This is a genomic window from Shinella sp. WSC3-e (assembly GCF_945994535.1).
Lineage (GTDB): Bacteria > Pseudomonadota > Alphaproteobacteria > Rhizobiales > Rhizobiaceae > Shinella > Shinella yambaruensis.
Genome location: NZ_OZ000530.1, coordinates 3,940,001 through 3,957,945, shown reverse-complemented (window position 1 = coordinate 3,957,945; position 17,945 = coordinate 3,940,001). Strand labels below are relative to the sequence as shown.

The window sequence follows — 17,945 nt, the reverse complement described above, 5'->3', positions numbered from 1 at the left end:
AAACATTTTCAACGAAACTGGAACAATCGCCACGGGCCGGCTATGTCATGGATGGGGTCGACAACGGCAGTCATATCGCAATTCCCCTCATCCGACCCTTCGGGCCACCTTCTCCCCGGAGAAGATGCCGGCAGGCGGACGAGGGGTCTTGCGGCAAGCGGAAGAAGAGGCAGGGCATGGCGGAGCAGCAGGAGAAGACGCGGGGGCGGCCCGGCCGCAAGGCCGGCGAGAATGCGGCACCGTCCTCGGTGCAGGTGCTGGACCGCAGCCTGAGACTTCTCGATCTCGTGGCGCAGGCGGACGGCGCGGCGCTCACCGACCTTGCAGACCAGTCGGCCATGGCGCCCTCCACCGTGCACCGCCTGCTGACCTCGCTCGCCCAGCACGGCATGATCGCCCATGACGCGGAGACCGGCGCCTGGACGATCGGCGTGAAGGCCTTCGAGATCGGCACGGCCTATCTGCGCTTCCGCAAGCTCGGCACGATCAGCCGGCCGTTCCTCAAGCAGCTGATGGAGGGCTGCGGCGAGACCGCCAACATCGCCATCGAGGACGACGGCGACGTGGTCTTCATCTCGCAGGTGGAAAGCCATGCGCCGATGCGCGCCTTCTTCCGCCCCGGCCGACGCGGTCCGATCCACGCCTCCGGCATCGGCAAGGCGATCCTCTCCACCTGGCCGGATGCCCGCATCGAGGCGCTGCTTTCCGGCCGCACGCTGCAGCATTTCACCGACAAGACGCGCGACACGATCCCGACGCTGCTCGAGGATATCGGAAAGATCCGCGCCCGCGGATGGTCTATCGACGACGAGGAGCACACGCTCGGCATGCGCTGCGTGGCCGCACCGATCTTCGACGAATATGGCGAGGCGGTGGCCGGCATTTCCGTATCCGGCCCGGCGGTGCGCCTGCCCGACAGCAAGGTCGACGCCTTCGGCCCGGTCGTCAGGGCGGCGGCGGAGGGGTTGACCAAGGCGATGGGCGGGCGGGTGAGATAAAGCCATCCCGAGCAAACGCCCCCGCCGCATTTCTCCCGAAACCCTCTCCTCCGTCATGCTCGGGCCTGACCCGAGCATCCATGTCACAAGCGAAGAGGCGTCATGTGGATCCTCGGCTCAAGGCCGAGGATGACGATGGCGTGTGCGGCGCCGGCAGGCGAACACGTCCCCGCCATGCCGGATTTCAGGCCGTTTCGAGAACCCGCTTTTCAGAAGCGCCCGCCTTGCCCTTGCCCTTCATCGCCTTGCCGGCGACATAGACCTCGGCGACGCAGCGGTCGTCGCCCATGGTCTGCAGGATGAAGAGCTCCTCCGCCAGCGAGGTGGCGGTGCGCATGCGGTATTCCATCGCCGACTTGCCGGAGGAATCAAGCACGACGATATCCGCATCGGCCCCGGCATGCAGCGAGCCGATATGCTTCTCAAGCCCGAGCGCGCGGGCATTGCCCAGTGTCAGGCGGTAGAAGGAATTGAACGGCGTCAGCTTCTGGCCGTTGAGGTGCAGCACCTTGTAGGCCTCGTCCATCGTTTCCAGCATGGAGAAGCTGGTGCCGGCGCCGACATCCGTCGCCACCGACCAGCGCGCGCCGAGCCGGTCGAACCTGTCGCGGTCGAAGAGGCCCGAGCCGAGGAAGAGGTTGGACGTCGGGCAGAAGACGCCGACGGCGCCCGTCTCGGCGAGCACGGAAACCTCGCGGTCGCTGAGATGGATGCAATGGCCGAGCAGCATGCGGTCGTTCAGCAGGCCGTAACGGGCGTAGATGTCCGTATAGTCCTTCGCCTGCGGGTAGAGCGAGGTGGCGAACGCGATTTCGTCGCGGTTCTCGGAAAGATGCGTCTGCACGAAGCAGGTCGGGTGCTCGGCGACGAGCGCCTGGCTCATCTCCATCTGCCCGGGCGTCGAGGTGATGGCGAAGCGCGGGCTGATCGCGTAGTGCGCGCGGCCGCGGCCGTGCCATTTTTCGATGAGCCGCTTCGTCTCGTCATAGCCCTGCTGCGGCGTGTCGCGCAGGGCGTCGGGCGCGTTGCGGTCCATCATCACCTTGCCGCCGACCATGCGCATGCCGCGCGCCTCGGCCGCAGAGAAATAGGCCTCGACGCTTTCGGGATGCACCGAGCAATAGGCGACGGCGGTCGTCGTGCCGTTCGAGATCAATTCGTCCATGAAGCGGTCCGCCACGGCGACGGCATGGGCGGCCTCGGCGAACTTCTGCTCCTCGACGAAGATATAGGCGTTCAGCCATTCCAGGAGCTGCGCGCCATAGGAGGCAATCGCCTGGGTCTGCGGGAAATGCAGGTGCGTGTCGATGAGGCCCGGCAGCACGAGGTGCGGACGATGGTCGGCGACCGCAACGCCGGGGCCGGCGCGCCTGGAGACCTCGGCATGCTCGCCGATCTCGACGACCTTGCCGCCCCGCACGAAGACCGCGCCGTCCTCGATGTAGCGCCAGGCGGCCGTGTCGTCGATGCCCTGCGGTTCGGAAAGGAAGGTCAGCACGCGGCCGCGGATCAGGAGTTCGCTCATTGGGTCTTCTCCCCGCTGATGGCGCTTTCGTACCAGGCGACGAGCAGGCGGCGCTCCTCGTCGGAGATTTGGGTCACGTTGGCCGGCGGCATGGCGTGCGAGCGGCCGGCCTGCAGGTAGATCTCGCGGGCGTGGTTGGCGATCTCGCCGTCCGTTTCCAGGACGACGCCCTTCGGCGCCGTGATGATGCCCTCCCAGCCCGGCTCCCTGGCATGGCACATGGCGCAGCGGCCGAGAACGGTGTCGCGCACCTTGGGGAAGGCTTCAGCCGTGACGAAGGGCTGCTGGCTGGCCGAGACCTTCGCGTCGGCCGTCTCGCCGGTCAGCACCTTCGGCACGGTGGAGAGCCACATGACGATGACGAAGAGCAGCGCGGTGGCAAGCCAGGTCCAGGTCGGGTTGCCGGCATTGGCATGGGTGGTGTTGAAGTAGTGGCGGATCGTGACGCCCATCAGGAAGACGAGCGAGGCGATGATCCAGTTGAACTCGGTGCCGAAGGCCAGCGGATAGTGGTTCGACAGCATCAGGAACAGCACCGGCAGCGTCAGGTAGTTGTTGTGGGTCGAGCGCTGCTTGGCGATCTTGCCGTATTTCGGATCGGGCGTGCGGCCGGCGATGAGGTCGGCGACGACGATCTTCTGGTTCGGAATGATGATGAAGAACACGTTGGCCGACATGATCGTCGCCGTGAAGGCGCCGAGATGGAGGAACGCGGCGCGGCCGGTGAAGAGCTGTGTATAGCCCCAGGCGACGACGACGAGGATGAAGTAGAGCGCGATCATCAGCCGCGTGTTGTCGTTGCCGAAGGGCGACTTGCAGATCAGGTCGTACATGATCCAGCCGAAGGCGAGCGAGGCCAGCGAAATGCCGATCGCCACCGGTTTGGAGACATCGAGCACGTTCGGATCGATCAGGTAGAGGTCGGCGCCCGCGTAATACAGAAGACAGAGCATGCCGAAGCCGGACAGCCAGGTGACGTAGCTCTCCCATTTGAACCAGACGAGATGCTCCGGCATGTTGGCCGGCGCCACCAGGTATTTCTGGATGTGGTAGAAGCCGCCGCCATGCACCTGCCATTCCTCGCCATGGGCGCCCGGCGGCAGCGCGGGGTGTTTCTTCAGGCCCAGGTCGAGCGCGACGAAATAGAACGACGAGCCGATCCAGGCGATCGCCGTGATGACATGCAGCCAGCGGACGGCGAACATCAACCAATCCCAGGCTATGGCATATTCGTACATAGGGACCTCCTCCCATTTTCCATGGGCTTGTTTGCCATCAAGTGATTTTCACGGAAATCCCGGCGAATCCCGAACACTTTCAAAAAAATCTAAAAGATGGCCGCCTCTTTGCTCGGCACGCCGATGTGGTAGAAAGAGCCATGTCCTATCTCGATAATGTGCGCGTCTTCGTTCGCGTGGTCGAACTCGGTACCCTTTCGGCGGCGGGGCGCGACCAGCGCGTCACCCCCGCGGTCGCCAGCAATCGCATCAAGGAACTGGAGCGCCATCTCGGCGTGCGGCTGTTCAACCGCACGACGCGCAAGCTCTCGCCGACCGAGCACGGCCGCGTGTTCTACGAGGGCGCGGTGAAGATCATCGAGGCGGTGAACGAGGCGGAGGCGGCGATCGCGGACCTGTCGCGCAACCCCAAGGGCTCGCTCCGCATCACCGCGCCGCTCGGCATCGGCCGGCGCCTCATCGCGTCGGGCATTCCGGAATTCCACGACAAGTATCCCGACATCGAGGTGCGGGTGCGCCTGTCGGACCACAATGTCGATATCCTCGCCGAGGGCGTCGACGTCGCCTTCAAGCTCGGCGTGCTGGAGGATTCGAACCTGCGCATGCGCGGCATCCTCAATTGCGAGCGCGTGCTCTGCGCCTCGCCGGCCTATCTTTCCCGCCGCGGCACGCCGAGGACGGCCGATGCGCTGATCGCCGACAAGCACGACTGTCTGCTGCTGCGCTATCCCGGCTCGAAGGAATATTACTGGACGCTGGTGACCGCCGAGGGCGTGCGCAAGTTCGAGGTCGCCGGGCCCTATGACAGCGACGACGGCGACGTGCTGACGCAATGGGCGCTGGAAGGCCGCGGCATCATCAACAAGCCGCTCTTCGAGGTGAAGGCCCATCTTGCCGAGGGCCGCCTGGTGGAGATCCTGAAGGACAGCCCGCCCGCCTCCGTGCAGCTCGCCGCGATCTATCCGCACAAGCGTTTCCAGGATCCCAAGGTGCGGCTGATGATCGATTTCATGGCCGAGCGATGTCAGCGGCTGATCGGCCGGCTGCTCGGAGAGGAGATCGACGGCGGCAAAGCCGAGCCGGTTGAAGCAGACAGCGAGAAATAGTATATTTCTTCCAATAATGTACTAGATGGAGAAGCTCATGTCCTTCGCCTCCATGACCAGCGCCGACTTCAACCAGAATCCGAGCAAGGCGAAGAAGGCGGCAAACGAAGGCCCCCTCGTCATCACCGAGCATGGCGAGGCGCGCTATGTGCTTGTCCGCTACAGCGACTTCAAGGACCATTGGCGAAAGTCGAAAAGCCTGTATGACGCCCTCAACCACAAGGGTTCCAGGTTCGATGACGATTTTGCGCCCGAACGCGCCAGCTTCGAGGGCCGGGACGTCGAATTCTGATGGCATTCCTGCTCGATACGAACGTTGTTTCCGCATCCCGCAGGGCTGGGCGTCAGGCCGCTGAGTTCCAGGAATTTCTCCACGCGTTCGATGTCGAGACCGCTTATCTATCGACGGTAACGATCATGGAGATCGAGTTCGGCATACAACGCGAACGTCTTCGCAATCCCGATTTTGCCGATGACCTTTCCTTGTGGCTGACGGCCGTCGTGCTGCCGGAATTTTCCGCAAGGCTCCTGCCGTTCGATATGCAGGCGGCCTCGATCGCAGGTCGATTGCCGACACCCGGCAGGAGACCGACCGCCGACGGCATGATCGCGGCGACCGCACTCGCCAACGATCTGGTCCTCGTCACACGCAACCTTTCGGACTTCCAGCCGCTCGGCGTCCCATGCCTCAACCCGTGGGAAAAGGCTGCCGGGAAATAGACTGCTTCAATCCCTGACGGGAACCGCATCCTGACGCGCGCCTGCCCAGGTCAGCGCGGCCGTCATGATCTCGGCGGTCGCAAGCGCCGCGATCACCGCCGGGCGCTTGTCCTTCACGAACGTGCCGCCGATCGGGCAGACGAGGCGGGTGAAAAGGTCGGGCTGGCCGATCTCGCGCGACAGCCAGTTGCGGAAGGTGATGCGCTTGGTCTTCGAGCCGATCATGCCGACATAGGCGGCGTCGTTGCGCTTCAGCGCCTCGGCCGTGATCAGGAAATCCAGCGCGTGGTCATGGGTCAAAACGACGAAGCTGCTGCCGGCCGGCGCATCGCGCACCACGGCCTCGGGCATGGCGGTGAGGCAGGTCTCGATGCGCGGCACCGTCGAGGCGACAAGCTCGTCCTCGCGGGTATCCACCAGCACGACGCGCAGCGGGGCGAGCGACAGCGCCATGGCGAGCGCATCGCCGACATGGCCGGCGCCGAAGACGTAGACATGCGGCCTCAGGGCCATCTCGCGGTCGCTGCGGGCGATAAGGTCGCGCGCCAGCGCCGGGTTCATGGCGGTGAAGGACAGGCCGACGCGCCCGCCGCAGCACTGGCCGATCTCCGGGCCGAGCGGCACGCTCATCGGCGCGGCGGCCGCGCCCGAGCGCAGCGCGCGCCTGGCCTGGTCGATCGCCATATATTCGAGCTGCCCGCCGCCGATCGTCGCGAAGATCTCCCGTTCCGAGACCAGCATGAAGGCGTCCGTATCGCGCGGCGTGGACCCTGCCGCGCCCGTCACCTCGACCAGGATCGACCCCGGCGCCCGGCGCAGGAAATCCCGGATGTCTTCGCGCACGGCGGGCATGGCCTCACCCCTTGCTTTCTTTGCCGCAATTCCGGACGGAAAACCGCATCACACTTTTCCTGGAATTGCTCGGGCCGCCTTGAGGCGTTCGATCGCCATCAGCACGCGCTCGGGCGTCGCCGGGGCGTCGAGCCGCGGGCAGATCCTGTGGTCCGCCACGCTCGCCACCGCGTCCGACAGCGCATGCAGCACGGCAAGGCCGAGCGGCAGCGGCGGCTCGCCCACCGCCTTGGAACGGTGGATCGTCGGCTCATAGGCTTCCGACCAGTCGGTCAGCGCCACGTTGAAGATCTTCGGGCGATCCGAGGCGAGCGGGATCTTGTAGGTGGAGGGTGCGTGGGTGCGAAGCCGCCCCTTGCCGTCCCACCACAGTTCCTCCGTGGTCAGCCAGCCCATGCCCTGGATGAAGCCGCCCTCGACCTGGCCGATGTCGATGACCTTGTTCAGCGACCGGCCGGTATCGTGCAGGATGTCGGTGCGCTCGACGACATATTCGCCGGTCAGCGTATCGACCGAGACCTCCGAGCAGGCCGCGCCATAGGCGTAGTAGTAGAAGGCGTGGCCCCGGCCCTTCGAGCGGTCCCAGTGGATCTTCGGCGTCTTGTAGAAGCCGGCCGCCGAGAGCTGGACGCGGGCCATGTAGGCCTTCTTCACAAGATCGTTGAAGGCCATCTCGGCATTGCCGATGCGCACCCGGTTCGGCAGGAAGACGACCTGGTCGCGCGGCACCTGATGGCTTTCCGCGGCGAAATCGATCAGCCGGTCCTTGATCTGGCGCGCCGCGTTCTGCGCCGCCATGCCGTTGAGGTCGGCGCCGGACGAAGCCGCCGTCGGCGAGGTATTCGGCACCTTGGCCGTCGTCGTCGCCGTGATCTTCACCCGGTCGAGGTCGATCTGGAACTCTTCCGCCACCACCTGCGCCACCTTCAGGTGCAGGCCTTGGCCCATTTCCGTGCCGCCATGGTTCATGTGCACGGAACCGTCCGTGTAGACATGCACCAGCGCGCCGGCCTGGTTGGATTCCGTCTTGGTGAAGGAGATGCCGAACTTGACCGGCGTCAGCGCGAGGCCGCGCTTGACGATGCGGCTCTTCGCGTTGAACGCGCGGATCGCCTCGCGCCGGCCGGCATAGTCGGCGCTTTCCTCAAGCTCCGCGACGATACGCTGGATGATGCAGTCCTCCACCTTCTGGTGGTAGGGCGTGAGGTTGCGGGTCCCCTCGACGCCCATCGCGTCGTAGAAGTTCAGCTTGCGGATCTCGAGCGGGTCCTTGCCGACGGCGAAGGCCACCTCGTCGATGACGCGCTCGGCGCCCACCATGCCCTGCGGGCCGCCGAAGCCGCGGAAGGCGGTGTTCGAGACGGTGTTGGTGTGCAGGAGCGCCGTCCTGGCGTGCACATGCGGGAAGAAATAGGCATTGTCGCAGTGGAACAGCGCGCGGTCGCCCACCGGACCGGAGAGGTCCGCCGAAAAACCGGCCCGGAGCGCGAAGGTGTAGTCGATGCCGAGGATGCGGCCCTCGTCGTCGAAGCCGACATCGTAATCGATGGCGAAATCGTGCCGCTTGCCGGTCGCCACCATGTCCTCGTCGCGGTCGAGCCGGAGCTTGACGGCGCGGCCCAGCTTCTTGGCGGCGATGGCGGCGAGCGCGGCGCACTGGTTGGCCTGGGTCTCCTTGCCGCCGAAGCCGCCGCCCATGCGGCGCACCTCCACGGTCACGGCATGGCTCGGCACGCCGAGCGCGTGGGCGACGAGGTGCTGCGTCTCGCTCGGCCCCTGGGTGGAGCAGTAGACGGTGACCTCGTCGTCCTCGCCGGGCACGGCGAGCGAGACCTGGCCTTCGAGATAGAAATGGTCCTGTCCGCCGAGCCGCATGCGGCCCTTCACCCGGCGCGGCGCGCTATCGAGGGCGGCGGCGGCATCGCCGCGCTTCAGCGTCAGCGGCGGAAAGACCTGCCGGTGCGTCTTCTGGTCGAGGTCCCAGATGTCGATATTGGCGGGAAGCTCCTCGTATTCGACCCTGGCGAGGCGCGCGGCGCGGCGGGCCTCCTCGCGTGTCTCAGCGATGACGCAGAAGATCGGCTGGCCGTGGAACTCCACCTTGCCGGCGGCGAGCACGGGATCGTCGTGCATGCCGGAGGGCGAGATGTCGTTGTCGCCGGGAATGTCCTCGTGGGTCAGCACGTCGACGACGCCGGGGGCGGCGCGCACGGCCGAAAGGTCGAGGGATTTCACGGCGCCATGGGCGACGGTGGAAAGGCCGAGGCCGGCATGCAGCGTGCCGGCGGGCTCGGTGATGTCGTCGATATAGACGGCCGTGCCGGCGACGTGCTTGTGCGCGGAATCGTGGCGCGGGCTCGCATGCACGCCGCCGGTGATCTTTTCCGCCTTGAGGTCTGGAGTGTGCTTGTTCATGGCTTACGCAGCCTCGTATCTGGACACCTGCGCGGCTTCCCCGCTGGTCGTCGTTTCCACATAGAACCGCAGGAGCAGGTTCCTGGCCACCAGCGCGCGGTATTCCGCGGTCGCGCGCATGTCGGTCAGCGGCGTGTAGTCCTCGGCATATTTCGCCATGGCCGCTTCCACCGTCGCCTCGGTCCAGCTCTGGCCGAGCAGCGCCTTCTCGACGGCGAAGGCGCGCTTCGGCGTCGCCGCCATGCCGCCATAGGCGATGGTGATGGCGGCGACCGTGCCGTCGGCGGCAAGCGCCAGGCGGAAGGCGCCGAGCGTTGCGGTAATGTCCTCGTCGCGGCGCTTGGTCACCTTGTAGACGGCGAACTTTTCCGCCGCGGGAGGAACGGGCACCTTAAGGGATTCCACGAATTCGCCGGGCTGGCGGTCCTGCTTGCCATAGGCGATGAAGAAATCCTCGAGCGGGATGGTGCGCCGTTCCGCGCCCTTGCGCAAGGTCACCGACGCGCCGAGCGCGATCAGCGCCGGCGGCGTGTCGCCGATCGGCGAGCCGTTGGCGACATTGCCGCCGATCGTGCCCATGTTGCGCACCTGCTGGCCGCCGATGCGGGTGATGAGCGGGCCGAGCGCCGGAATGTGCCGCGAGAGCGTCGCGATGGCCTCGCTATAGGTAACGCCCGCGCCAAGGGTGATCACATCGTCCTTTACCGTGATCGCCTTCATCTCCTGGAGGCCGGCGATGAAGACGACCGGCGTGATGTCGCGCATGTGCTTGGTGACCCACAGGCCGACATCGGTGGAGCCGGCCACCACCGTGGCGGCGGGTTCGGCCTCCAGCACGGCGGCGAAATCATCGAGGTTCGCCGGCACGACGAACCGCTTCCTGCCCTCGCCGATCTCGACGCGCGCGCCGTCGGCAAGCGCCTTGAGGCGCGCGATCATCGCCTGGCGTTCGGCAAGCAACGGGTCCTTCTCCGTGCCGCCATAGCTGGAGATGGCGCGGGCGGCGCGCAGGATCGGCTCGTAGCCGGTGCAGCGACAGAGATTGCCCTGCAGCGCCGTCTCGATCTCCTGGTCGGTCGGGTTGGGCGACTGCATCCACAGCGCATAGAGCGACATGACGAAGCCCGGCGTGCAGAAGCCGCATTGCGAGCCGTGGTAATCCACCATGGCCTGCTGCACGGGGTGCAGGCGGCCGTCGCCGGCGGCGAGATGCTCGACGGTGACGACATGACAGCCGTCCAGCGAGCCGAGGAAGCGGATGCAGGCATTGACGCCCTCGTAGACAAGGCCGCCCTCGGGCGTCAGCCGGCCCACCAGCACCGTGCAGGCGCCGCAGTCGCCCTCGGCGCACCCTTCCTTGGTGCCCTTGAGCAGGCGCGCGAGGCGCAGCCAGTCGAGCAGCGTCTGGTCCGGCGCGACGTCGCTGAGCGCGACGTCGCGGCCGTTGAGGATGAAGTGCAGTTCCGAGCGGATGTTGGCGGCCGCCATGGCTTAGCTCCCGCGGTAGGTGGAATAGCTGAAGGGCGAGACGAGCAACGGTACATGGTAGTGCACGCCCTCGTCGGCAAGGCCGAAGCGGATCGGGATGAGGTCGAGGAACATCGGGCCATCCCCCGTGCGGCCGAGATAATCGCCGGCGTGGAAGCGCAGCTCGTAGGTGCCGGCCTTCATCGTCTCGCCGGCCAAGAGCGGCGCATCGCAGCGGCCGTCGTCGTTCGTCTCGGTGGTCTTGAGAAGGTGCAGCGTGTCGCCCTCCACCCTGTAGAGATCGATGCGCAGGCCTTCCGCCGGCTTGCCGCGCGCCGTGTCCAGCACATGGGTCGTGAGGCGGCCGGCCCCTTGCGAATGAGTTTGCATGTTTTTCCTCCCGAACACAGCGCTCCGATAATCACTATCCACCAGCCCCATGCCACTGAAAAGCAGCAGGATCGTTCGAGACTTTCAAAATTTCCGTGGGGAATGGCGCAGCCGATTTGCGGTTAGAAATTCCGCATCGAAAACGTTTGGAGGAGCGTTCCCATGCGATATTGCCGTGACATGCACGGATATGGACAGACACCGCCGGCCGCCCGGTGGCCGGGCGAGGCGCGCGTCGCCGTGCAGTTCGTGCTGAACTACGAGGAGGGCGGCGAGAACTGCGTGCTGCATGGCGATGCGGCATCCGAGGCCTTTCTCTCCGAGATCGTCGGCGCCGCCCAATGGCCGGGCCAGCGCCACTGGAACATGGAATCGATCTACGAATACGGCGCGCGCGCCGGCTTCTGGCGCCTGCACCGGCTTTTGACGGAAAAGAACGTGCCCGTCACGGTCTACGGCGTCGCCACCGCGCTCCGCCGTTCGCCCGCCCAGGTGGCCGCCATGCTGGAGGCCGGCTGGGAGATCGCCTCGCACGGCCTCAAATGGGTCGAGCACAAGGACATGACGGCGGAGGACGAACGCGCCGCCATCGCCGAGGCGATCCGCCTGCACACGCTCGTCACCGGCGAGCGGCCGCGTGGCTGGTATACCGGCCGCTGTTCGGTGAACACCGTCGATCTCGTCGCCGAGGCGGGCGGCTTCGACTATATCTCCGACACCTATTCCGACGACCTGCCCTACTGGTACGAGCACGGCGGCCGGCAGCAGCTCATCATCCCCTATACGCTCGACGCCAACGACATGCGTTTCGCGACGCCCCAGGGCTTCAACAGCGGCGACCAGTTCTTCAGCTACCTGAAGGACAGCTTCGATGCGCTCTATGCGGAAGGCGCCAAGGGCAGCCCGAAAATGATGAGCATCGGCCTGCACTGCCGCCTGATCGGCCGGCCGGGCCGCGTCATGGCGCTCGCCCGCTTCATCGACTATGTGCAGAGCCACGAGAAGGTCTGGATCGCGCGGCGCATCGACATCGCCGAGCACTGGGCGAAGACCCATCCGCCGCAGACGCCGGCCGAGCGCCCCTCGCAGATGACCGAAGAGGCCTTCGTCGCGCGTTTCGGCGGCGTGTTCGAACATTCCGACTGGGTCGCCCGCCGCGCCTTCGCCGACGAACTTTCGCCGGCGAACGACACGGCGACCGGCCTTGCCGCCGCCCTCACCTTCCAGTTCCGCGCGGCCAGCGATGCCGAGCGGCTTCGCGTGCTCGTCGCCCACCCGGACCTTGCCGGCAAGCTGGCCCAGGCGAAACGCCTTACCGCGAGCTCCACCGAGGAACAGGCCTCCGCCGGCCTCGACGCGCTGACCGACGCGGAGCGCGCCCGCTTCACCGAATTGAACGAGGCCTATGTGAGGAAATTCGGCTTCCCGTTCATCATCGCCGTGCGCGACAACACGAAGGCCGGCATCCTCGCCGCCTTCGAGGCCCGCATCGGCAACGACCGCGACACCGAGCTTTCCACCGCCTGCCGGCAGGTGGAGCGCATCGCGCTGCTGCGGCTCAAAGCCATGCTGCCGGCCTGAGAGCGGAACCATGTCGACCGGCGCCCTGCCCGCCTTCACGCGCGGAACGATCAACCTAGCCTCGGCGGGCCTCGGGGCAAGGGCCATCTTCGCGACGGACGAGTTCTTCGGGCCGCTGTCGCGCCTGCTGGCCGATGAACCCGCGGTCTACCGGCCGGGCGTCTACGACGACAACGGCAAATGGATGGACGGCTGGGAAACCCGCCGTCGCCGGGGACCCGGCCACGACCATGCCGTCATCGCGCTGGCAACGCCCGGCCGCATCCGCGGCTTCGACGTCGATACGGCCCATTTCACCGGCAACTTCCCGACGGCCTGCGCCATCGAGGCCTGCCATGCGCCGGAAGGGCCGGATGCACGGACATCCTGGACGGCGGTGCTGGGTCCAAGCCCGCTCGGGCCAGGCGCCCAGCATTTCTTCGACTGCGCCGACGACGGGCTCTACAGCCATGTGCGGCTGCGCATCTATCCCGACGGCGGCGTGGCGCGGCTGCGCGTCTACGGCAAGCCGGTGCTCGACCGGACGGCGATCGGCGGCGAGCCGATCGACCTTGCGGCGGCGCTCGCCGGCGGAGAGGTCCTCGCGCTTTCGAACGGGCATTACGGCCACCAGCGCTTGCTCGCGCCCGGCCGCGGCATCAATATGGGTGACGGCTGGGAGACCAGCCGCCGCCGCGTGCCCGGCCACGAATGGATCGTGGTCAGGCTCGCAGCACGGGCGACGATCGAAAGCATCGTCGTCGATACCGCCCATTTCAAGGGCAACTACCCGGATGCCTGCTCCCTGCAGGCCGCCGACCTGACGGGCGCGACGGGGGACCTCCCCACCCTTGTCACCGCCGCGTCGATGTTCTGGCAGGAGATCCTGCCCGAGCAGAAGCTCGCCGCCGACCGCATCCATACGTTCGGCGGCACTCTCGTGAAACGGGCGGGTGCCGTGACGCATGTCCGCCTGAACATCCATCCGGACGGCGGCGTGAGCCGCCTGCGTGTTTTTGGCCATCCGGCCGAGGGAGGAAAGACATGAAGACCATCGAGATCAAGCCGCTCACCCGCGAGGCCTTCGCGCCCTTCGGCCAGGTGATCGAGCAGGAAGGCGCGCATACCTTCCCGATCAATGCGGGCAAGTGCACCCGTTACCATGACCTCGCCAATATCGAGACGACGGGCGAGAAGGCCCGGCCGATGATCAGCCTCCTGCGCGGCGAGCCCTATCTGCTACCGCTGGAGCTGACGATGGTCGAGCGCCATCCGCTCGGCAGCCAGGCCTTCATTCCGCTCGGCGACGCCTCCTTCCTCGTCGTCGTCGCCGAGGAGACGGAGAACGGCCCCGCCGAGCCGATCGCCTTCCGCACCGCGCCCGGCCAGGGCGTCAATATCGGCCGCAATGTCTGGCACGGCATCCTGACGCCGCTCGACACGGTCTCGGATTTCGCCGTGGTGGACCGCGGCGGCGAGGGCGTGAACCTCGAGGAGCATTTCTACGCCGAACCCTTCCTGATCCGCTGATCCGCCCACCGGGATCACGGATCCGCCGGCCCGCCTCCACGGGCCGGCACTTTTTTATCCTCCTTGACAAATTTTCCTGTCAATGGAATCCTGCCGCATGCTCGATCTCGATATCCTCGACACGCCGGCCGCCGCGGCGCTTGCCCTCGACCCGATCAAGGCGCGCCTGCTCGCCGAGCTTTCCGCTCCCGCCTCCGCGGCGACCCTCGCCGGCCGGGTGGGCCTGACGCGCCAGAAGGTGAACTACCACCTCAAGGCGCTGGAAGACGAGAAGCTGGTGGAACAGGCCGAGGCGCGCCGATGGGGCGGCATCACGGAGCGGCTGATGGTGGCGACGGCGCGCTCCTATGTCGTCTCGCCCGCCGCGCTCGGGCCGGTCGGCGCCGATCCCGGCATTTCCGGCGACCGGTTTTCGGCAAGCTATCTCGTGGCGCTCGCCGCCCGCATCGTGCGCGAGGTCGGTGCGCTCTGGCGCGGCGCCCGCGCCGCGGACAAGCGGCTTGCCACGCTTTCCATCGACGCGACGATCCGCTTCGCCTCCCCCGCCGCGCGCGCCGCCTTCACGGCCGACCTCACCGAGGCGATCGCGACCCTCGTCGCCCGCTACCACGACGAAAAGGCCCCGGGCGGACGGGCGCACCGGCTGGTGGTCGCCGCCTATCCCGCACCGACAAACCAGGAAAGGAAGTCCGATGCCGACGAAATTTGACGCAAGCGGCAAGCGCTGGGTGGAAATGGAGTTTCTCGTCCCCGGCACGCCCGAGGAGGTCTGGCAGGCCATGGCGACCGGGCCCGGCAATGCCGCCTGGTTCACCCGGGCCGAGATCGAGGAGAAGATCGGCGGCCAGCTGACCTTCCACTTCATGCCGGGGGTCACCTCCGGCGGCACGGTCACCGGCTGGGAGCCGCCGCACCGCTTCGGCTATGTGGAGGTGGGCTGGGCGGAGAATGCCCCGCCGGTCGCCACCGAGATCTCCATCATCGCCCGCTCGGGCGACCAGTGCCTCGTGCGCATGGTGCATTCCCTCTTCAGCGCGACGGACGACTGGGACGACCAGATGGAGGGCTTCGAATCCGGCTGGCCCGCCTTCATCGAGGTGCTGCGGCTCTATCTCGCGCACCATGCCGGCCAACCTGCCGCCTCCTTCCAGCTCTCGGCCGAGGCGACGGGCGAGGCCCTCGTCGTCTGGCGCAAGCTGCTCGACGGGCTCGGCCACGAGACGGCCGATGTTGGCGAGAACTGGACCGTCGAAGCCGGCGAGACGTTTTTCGGCGAGGTCGTCGGCGTGCGGCAGGACGACAGGCAGCGTTATGTCCTCGTGCGCATCGACGGCGAGGCGCCCGGTGTCGGCCTTTTCGGCCTCTACCGCTCGGGCGAGACGATCCGCCTCAGCGTCTGCCGCTTCTTCTACGGAAAGAGGGCCGCGGAGATGGCCGCGGCAAGCGAGCCGGTCTGGCAGGCCTGGCTCGACGGCGTCGCCAAATCCTGACATGCAAAACGGGCCGCGTTCATCACGCGGCCCGTTTCCGTCGGAGAAAATCCCCTTACTCCGCGAAAAAGGCGAAGCGGATGACGAAGAGCGCCGCGACGATCGCCGTTGCCGGGTGGATCTGCTTCCACCTGCCGGTGAAGAACTTCAGCACGACATAGCTGACGAAGCCGAAGGCAAGGCCGTTGGCGATCGAATAGGTGAAGGGCATGGCGAGCGCGGTCAGCGCCGCCGGGGCCGCTTCCGTCAGGTCCTCCCACTCGATTTCCGTCAGTTCGCGCATCATCAGGCCGGCGACATAGAGCAGGGCCGGTGCCGTCGCATAGCTCGGCACGGAGCCGGCGAGCGGCGAGATGAAGAGGGCGGCGAGGAAGAGGATGGCGACGGTGAAGGCGGTGAGGCCGGTGCGTCCGCCCGCCTGCACGCCCGAGGCGCTTTCGACATAGGCCGTGGTGCTGCTGGTGCCGATCAGCGAGCCGGCGACGATCGCCGTGCTGTCGGCCAGGAGCGCGCGGCCGAGACGGCTCGGCTTGCCTTCCTGGATGAGGTTGGCGCGCTTGGCGACGCCGATCAGCGTGCCGGTCGCATCGAACACTTCGACGAGCACGAAGACGAGGATGACATGCAGGAGGCCGCCATGCAGCGCGCCGATGATGTCGAGCTGCAGGAAGGTCGGCATGATCGACGGCGGGGCGGAGACGAGGCCGCGGAACTCGCTGACGCCGAAGATCCAGGAGAGGACCGTGACGGCGAGGATGCCGATCAGGATCGCGCCCTTGACGCGCAGCGCATCGAGCACGGCGATGATGAAGAAGCCGAGGATGGCGAGCAGCGGGCCGGTCTGCTTGAGGTCGCCGAGGCCGACGAGCGTCGCCGGATTGTCGACGACGATGCCGGAGCTCTTCAGGGCGATGATGCCGAGGAAGAGGCCGATACCGGCGGCGATCGCGCTCCTCAGCGAATGCGGGATGCCGGCGATCAGCCAGCTGCGCACGCCGGTCACCGTCAGGATGACGAAGATGATCCCGGAAATGAACACCGCGCCCAGCGCCTGCTGCCAGGTGAAGCCGAGCGCCGCCACCACCGTGAAGGCGAAGAAGGCGTTGAGGCCCATGCCGGGCGCCATGCCGATCGGCCAGTTGGCGACGGTCGCCATGACCATGGAGCCGAGCGCGGCGGCAAGACAGGTCGCGACGAAGACGGCGTCCCTGTCCATGCCCGTGGTCGACAGGATGTCCGGATTGACGAAGATGATATAGGACATGGTGAGGAAGGTCGTCAGACCCGCGATCACCTCGGTGCGCACGGTGGTGCCGTGCTCACGCAGCTTGAAAAGCCGTTCGAACATGTTTTCTCCCCCTGGCGTGCGCTCGTCGGCGCCGCCGTGCAAAACTTCCGGGTCGAGTTTGCTCCTCCAGCGACCCGGGACCTGGCGTGACGTTCCGCCATGCGAACCGCCTGCCTCGCGGATGTCCTCCGCGCCCGCGCGCCGCTGTCCGCCGGAAGCCGGCCGCGGTTGATCACAGTTTCGTCATATTGCTTGTTCGAGCGGAATTGCGCCAGCCCGGCATTTCCCCGGATTTGCTTGAAACTCTTTCACGGCGGACAGGAGCAGCGCGCCTTCGCGGTCCTTTCGGCCCTGGAGCATTTCCAGCCGAAGCGAAGTCGCTTCGGCGGGATAATGCGGTAAAAGCAAGCATCTAGAGCATTTCCGATGAATCGGAGTTCACCGGAAATGCCCTAGTCGCAAACGTCGACCCATTCGCCGCGAACGAGCCTTGCCATGCGCTCGGGCGCGATGCGCACCGCCGCATTCGTGGCGCCGGCCGCCGGCACCACCTCGGCAAAGGGTTTCAGCGAGGCGTCGCAATAGACAGGCAGGGGAGAGGGCAGGCCGAAGGGGCAGACGCCGCCGACCGGATGGGAGGTGACGGCGAGGACCTCCTGCGCCTCCAGCATGCGGGGCTTTGCGGCAAAGCGGTCCTTGAACTTTCGGTTGCTGAGCCGGGCGGTGCCGGCGGCCACGAGGAGCACGATCTCCTCGCCGACGCGCAGGCAGATCGTCTTGGCGATCTGCTCGGGCGCCACGCCATGCGCGGCCGCGGCGAGGGGCACGGTCGCGGAACTCTGTTCGGTGACCAGCACGGTGATTTCGGGAGCGTTTTCGCAGAAGAAGGCACGGACGGATTCGAGCGACATGCCGTCTTATAACCACGCCTGCCTTTGTGTTGCAATATTTTGGGGTGTTGGGGGTGGGATGAAGTGCTGTCGGGTTACGGCGAGGCGGCACAGCCCATAAACGCAAAAAGCCCCACGGAGGGGGCTCTTTGGGATCGTTGGTTGCGGGGGCAGGATTTGAACCTGCGGCCTTCAGGTTATGAGCCTGACGAGCTACCGGGCTGCTCCACCCCGCGATATTCCGGTATTTCAAGAAGTGGGGTTTCCGCTTTTGCGGCCCTTGTCGGCCTTGGCCGATTTTTGTTCCGAGAAGATTGTTTCACATTGCCTTTAGCAGACCTGGCAGCGACCTACTCTCCCGCGTCTTGAGACGAAGTACCATTGGCGCTGGGGCGTTTCACGGCCGTGTTCGGAATGGGAACGGGTGCGGCCACCCCGCCATGACCACCAGGTCGGCTAAGGGCAATGTTCATGCC

General features: G+C 66.4%; 17 protein-coding genes, 1 tRNA gene and 1 rRNA gene. 9 read left to right on the top strand and 10 right to left on the bottom strand.

Features of this window, described 5'->3' with window-relative positions; translation table 11 throughout:
- Nucleotides 1–176: 176 nt before the first annotated feature.
- Nucleotides 177–998: an HTH-type transcriptional regulator BhcR gene (gene bhcR, locus AABF56_RS19375; protein ID WP_272807196.1), complete on the top strand. Its 822-nt coding sequence runs from the start codon at nucleotides 177–179 to the stop codon at nucleotides 996–998.
- 184 nt (nucleotides 999–1,182) lie between these two features.
- Here bhcR and guaD read toward each other — a convergent pair whose 3' ends face one another.
- Together guaD and AABF56_RS19365 are read right to left on the bottom strand one after the other, a co-directional pair.
- Nucleotides 1,183–2,523, bottom strand: a complete 1,341-nt coding sequence (guaD, locus tag AABF56_RS19370; protein ID WP_272807195.1) for a guanine deaminase — start codon at nucleotides 2,521–2,523, stop codon at nucleotides 1,183–1,185.
- Nucleotides 2,520–3,761, bottom strand: coding sequence for a urate hydroxylase PuuD (locus AABF56_RS19365; protein ID WP_272807194.1), 1,242 nt, complete (start codon nucleotides 3,759–3,761; stop codon nucleotides 2,520–2,522). Before AABF56_RS19365 ends, guaD begins: the two co-directional genes overlap by 4 nt.
- A gap of 140 nt (nucleotides 3,762–3,901) precedes the next feature.
- Here AABF56_RS19365 and AABF56_RS19360 point away from each other — a divergent pair, with 140 nt between their 5' ends.
- The 3 genes from AABF56_RS19360 to AABF56_RS19350 are packed head-to-tail and all read left to right on the top strand — an operon-like array spanning nucleotide 3,902 to nucleotide 5,587.
- A complete protein-coding gene (locus tag AABF56_RS19360) occupies nucleotides 3,902–4,867 on the top strand; it encodes a LysR family transcriptional regulator (protein WP_272807193.1) in 966 nt (321 codons plus the stop codon).
- A 37-nt stretch (nucleotides 4,868–4,904) separates the two neighbouring features.
- Nucleotides 4,905–5,159, top strand: a complete 255-nt coding sequence (locus AABF56_RS19355; protein ID WP_244770438.1) for a type II toxin-antitoxin system Phd/YefM family antitoxin — start codon at nucleotides 4,905–4,907, stop codon at nucleotides 5,157–5,159.
- Nucleotides 5,159–5,587: a type II toxin-antitoxin system VapC family toxin gene (locus AABF56_RS19350; protein WP_272807192.1), complete on the top strand. Its 429-nt coding sequence runs from the start codon at nucleotides 5,159–5,161 to the stop codon at nucleotides 5,585–5,587. Before AABF56_RS19355 ends, AABF56_RS19350 begins: the two co-directional genes overlap by 1 nt.
- A gap of 6 nt (nucleotides 5,588–5,593) precedes the next feature.
- On the opposite strand, the gene xdhC is transcribed toward AABF56_RS19350, so the two are convergent.
- Genes xdhC through uraH form a run of 4 tightly spaced genes read right to left on the bottom strand, consistent with a single transcriptional unit; the run spans nucleotide 5,594 to nucleotide 10,711 of the window.
- The gene (xdhC, locus tag AABF56_RS19345; protein WP_272807191.1) at nucleotides 5,594–6,439 is read right to left on the bottom strand and encodes a xanthine dehydrogenase accessory protein XdhC; all 846 of its coding nucleotides are present in this window, start codon (nucleotides 6,437–6,439) and stop codon (nucleotides 5,594–5,596) included.
- 48 nt (nucleotides 6,440–6,487) lie between these two features.
- Nucleotides 6,488–8,854 (bottom strand): xanthine dehydrogenase molybdopterin binding subunit, encoded by a 2,367-nt coding sequence (gene xdhB / locus AABF56_RS19340; protein ID WP_272807190.1) that lies wholly within the window; start codon nucleotides 8,852–8,854, stop codon nucleotides 6,488–6,490.
- Between the two features lie 3 nt (nucleotides 8,855–8,857).
- A complete protein-coding gene (gene xdhA / locus AABF56_RS19335; protein ID WP_272807189.1) occupies nucleotides 8,858–10,342 on the bottom strand; it encodes a xanthine dehydrogenase small subunit in 1,485 nt (494 codons plus the stop codon).
- Between the two features lie 3 nt (nucleotides 10,343–10,345).
- Nucleotides 10,346–10,711 carry a hydroxyisourate hydrolase gene (gene uraH / locus AABF56_RS19330; RefSeq protein ID WP_272807188.1) on the bottom strand — a complete coding sequence of 122 codons (366 nt, stop codon included), beginning with the start codon at nucleotides 10,709–10,711 and terminating at the stop codon, nucleotides 10,346–10,348.
- 162 nt (nucleotides 10,712–10,873) lie between these two features.
- On the opposite strand from uraH, the gene puuE reads away from it, so the two are divergent.
- The 5 genes from puuE (at nucleotide 10,874) to AABF56_RS19305 (ending at nucleotide 15,291) form a co-directional block, all read left to right on the top strand.
- Nucleotides 10,874–12,292, top strand: a complete 1,419-nt coding sequence (puuE, locus tag AABF56_RS19325) for an allantoinase PuuE (protein ID WP_272807187.1) — start codon at nucleotides 10,874–10,876, stop codon at nucleotides 12,290–12,292.
- A 10-nt stretch (nucleotides 12,293–12,302) separates the two neighbouring features.
- The gene (gene alc, locus AABF56_RS19320; protein WP_272807186.1) at nucleotides 12,303–13,319 is read left to right on the top strand and encodes an allantoicase; all 1,017 of its coding nucleotides are present in this window, start codon (nucleotides 12,303–12,305) and stop codon (nucleotides 13,317–13,319) included.
- Nucleotides 13,316–13,801 (top strand): ureidoglycolate lyase, encoded by a 486-nt coding sequence (locus AABF56_RS19315; RefSeq protein WP_272807185.1) that lies wholly within the window; start codon nucleotides 13,316–13,318, stop codon nucleotides 13,799–13,801. The genes alc and AABF56_RS19315 overlap by 4 nt, the downstream gene beginning before the upstream one ends.
- Nucleotides 13,802–13,898: 97 nt before the next feature.
- Nucleotides 13,899–14,510, top strand: a complete 612-nt coding sequence (locus AABF56_RS19310) for a helix-turn-helix domain-containing protein (RefSeq protein ID WP_272807184.1) — start codon at nucleotides 13,899–13,901, stop codon at nucleotides 14,508–14,510.
- The gene (locus AABF56_RS19305; protein ID WP_272807183.1) at nucleotides 14,494–15,291 is read left to right on the top strand and encodes an SRPBCC family protein; all 798 of its coding nucleotides are present in this window, start codon (nucleotides 14,494–14,496) and stop codon (nucleotides 15,289–15,291) included. The genes AABF56_RS19310 and AABF56_RS19305 overlap by 17 nt, the downstream gene beginning before the upstream one ends.
- 55 nt (nucleotides 15,292–15,346) lie before the next feature.
- On the opposite strand, the gene AABF56_RS19300 is transcribed toward AABF56_RS19305, so the two are convergent.
- The 4 genes from AABF56_RS19300 to rrf form a co-directional block, all read right to left on the bottom strand.
- Nucleotides 15,347–16,639: an NCS2 family permease gene (locus AABF56_RS19300; protein ID WP_272807182.1), complete on the bottom strand. Its 1,293-nt coding sequence runs from the start codon at nucleotides 16,637–16,639 to the stop codon at nucleotides 15,347–15,349.
- A 392-nt stretch (nucleotides 16,640–17,031) separates the two neighbouring features.
- A complete protein-coding gene (locus tag AABF56_RS19295; RefSeq protein ID WP_272807181.1) occupies nucleotides 17,032–17,490 on the bottom strand; it encodes a YbaK/EbsC family protein in 459 nt (152 codons plus the stop codon).
- 138 nt (nucleotides 17,491–17,628) lie between these two features.
- Nucleotides 17,629–17,705 (bottom strand) — tRNA-Met (locus AABF56_RS19290).
- A gap of 101 nt (nucleotides 17,706–17,806) precedes the next feature.
- Nucleotides 17,807–17,921 (bottom strand): 5S ribosomal RNA (gene rrf, locus AABF56_RS19285).
- Nucleotides 17,922–17,945: the final 24 nt, after the last annotated feature.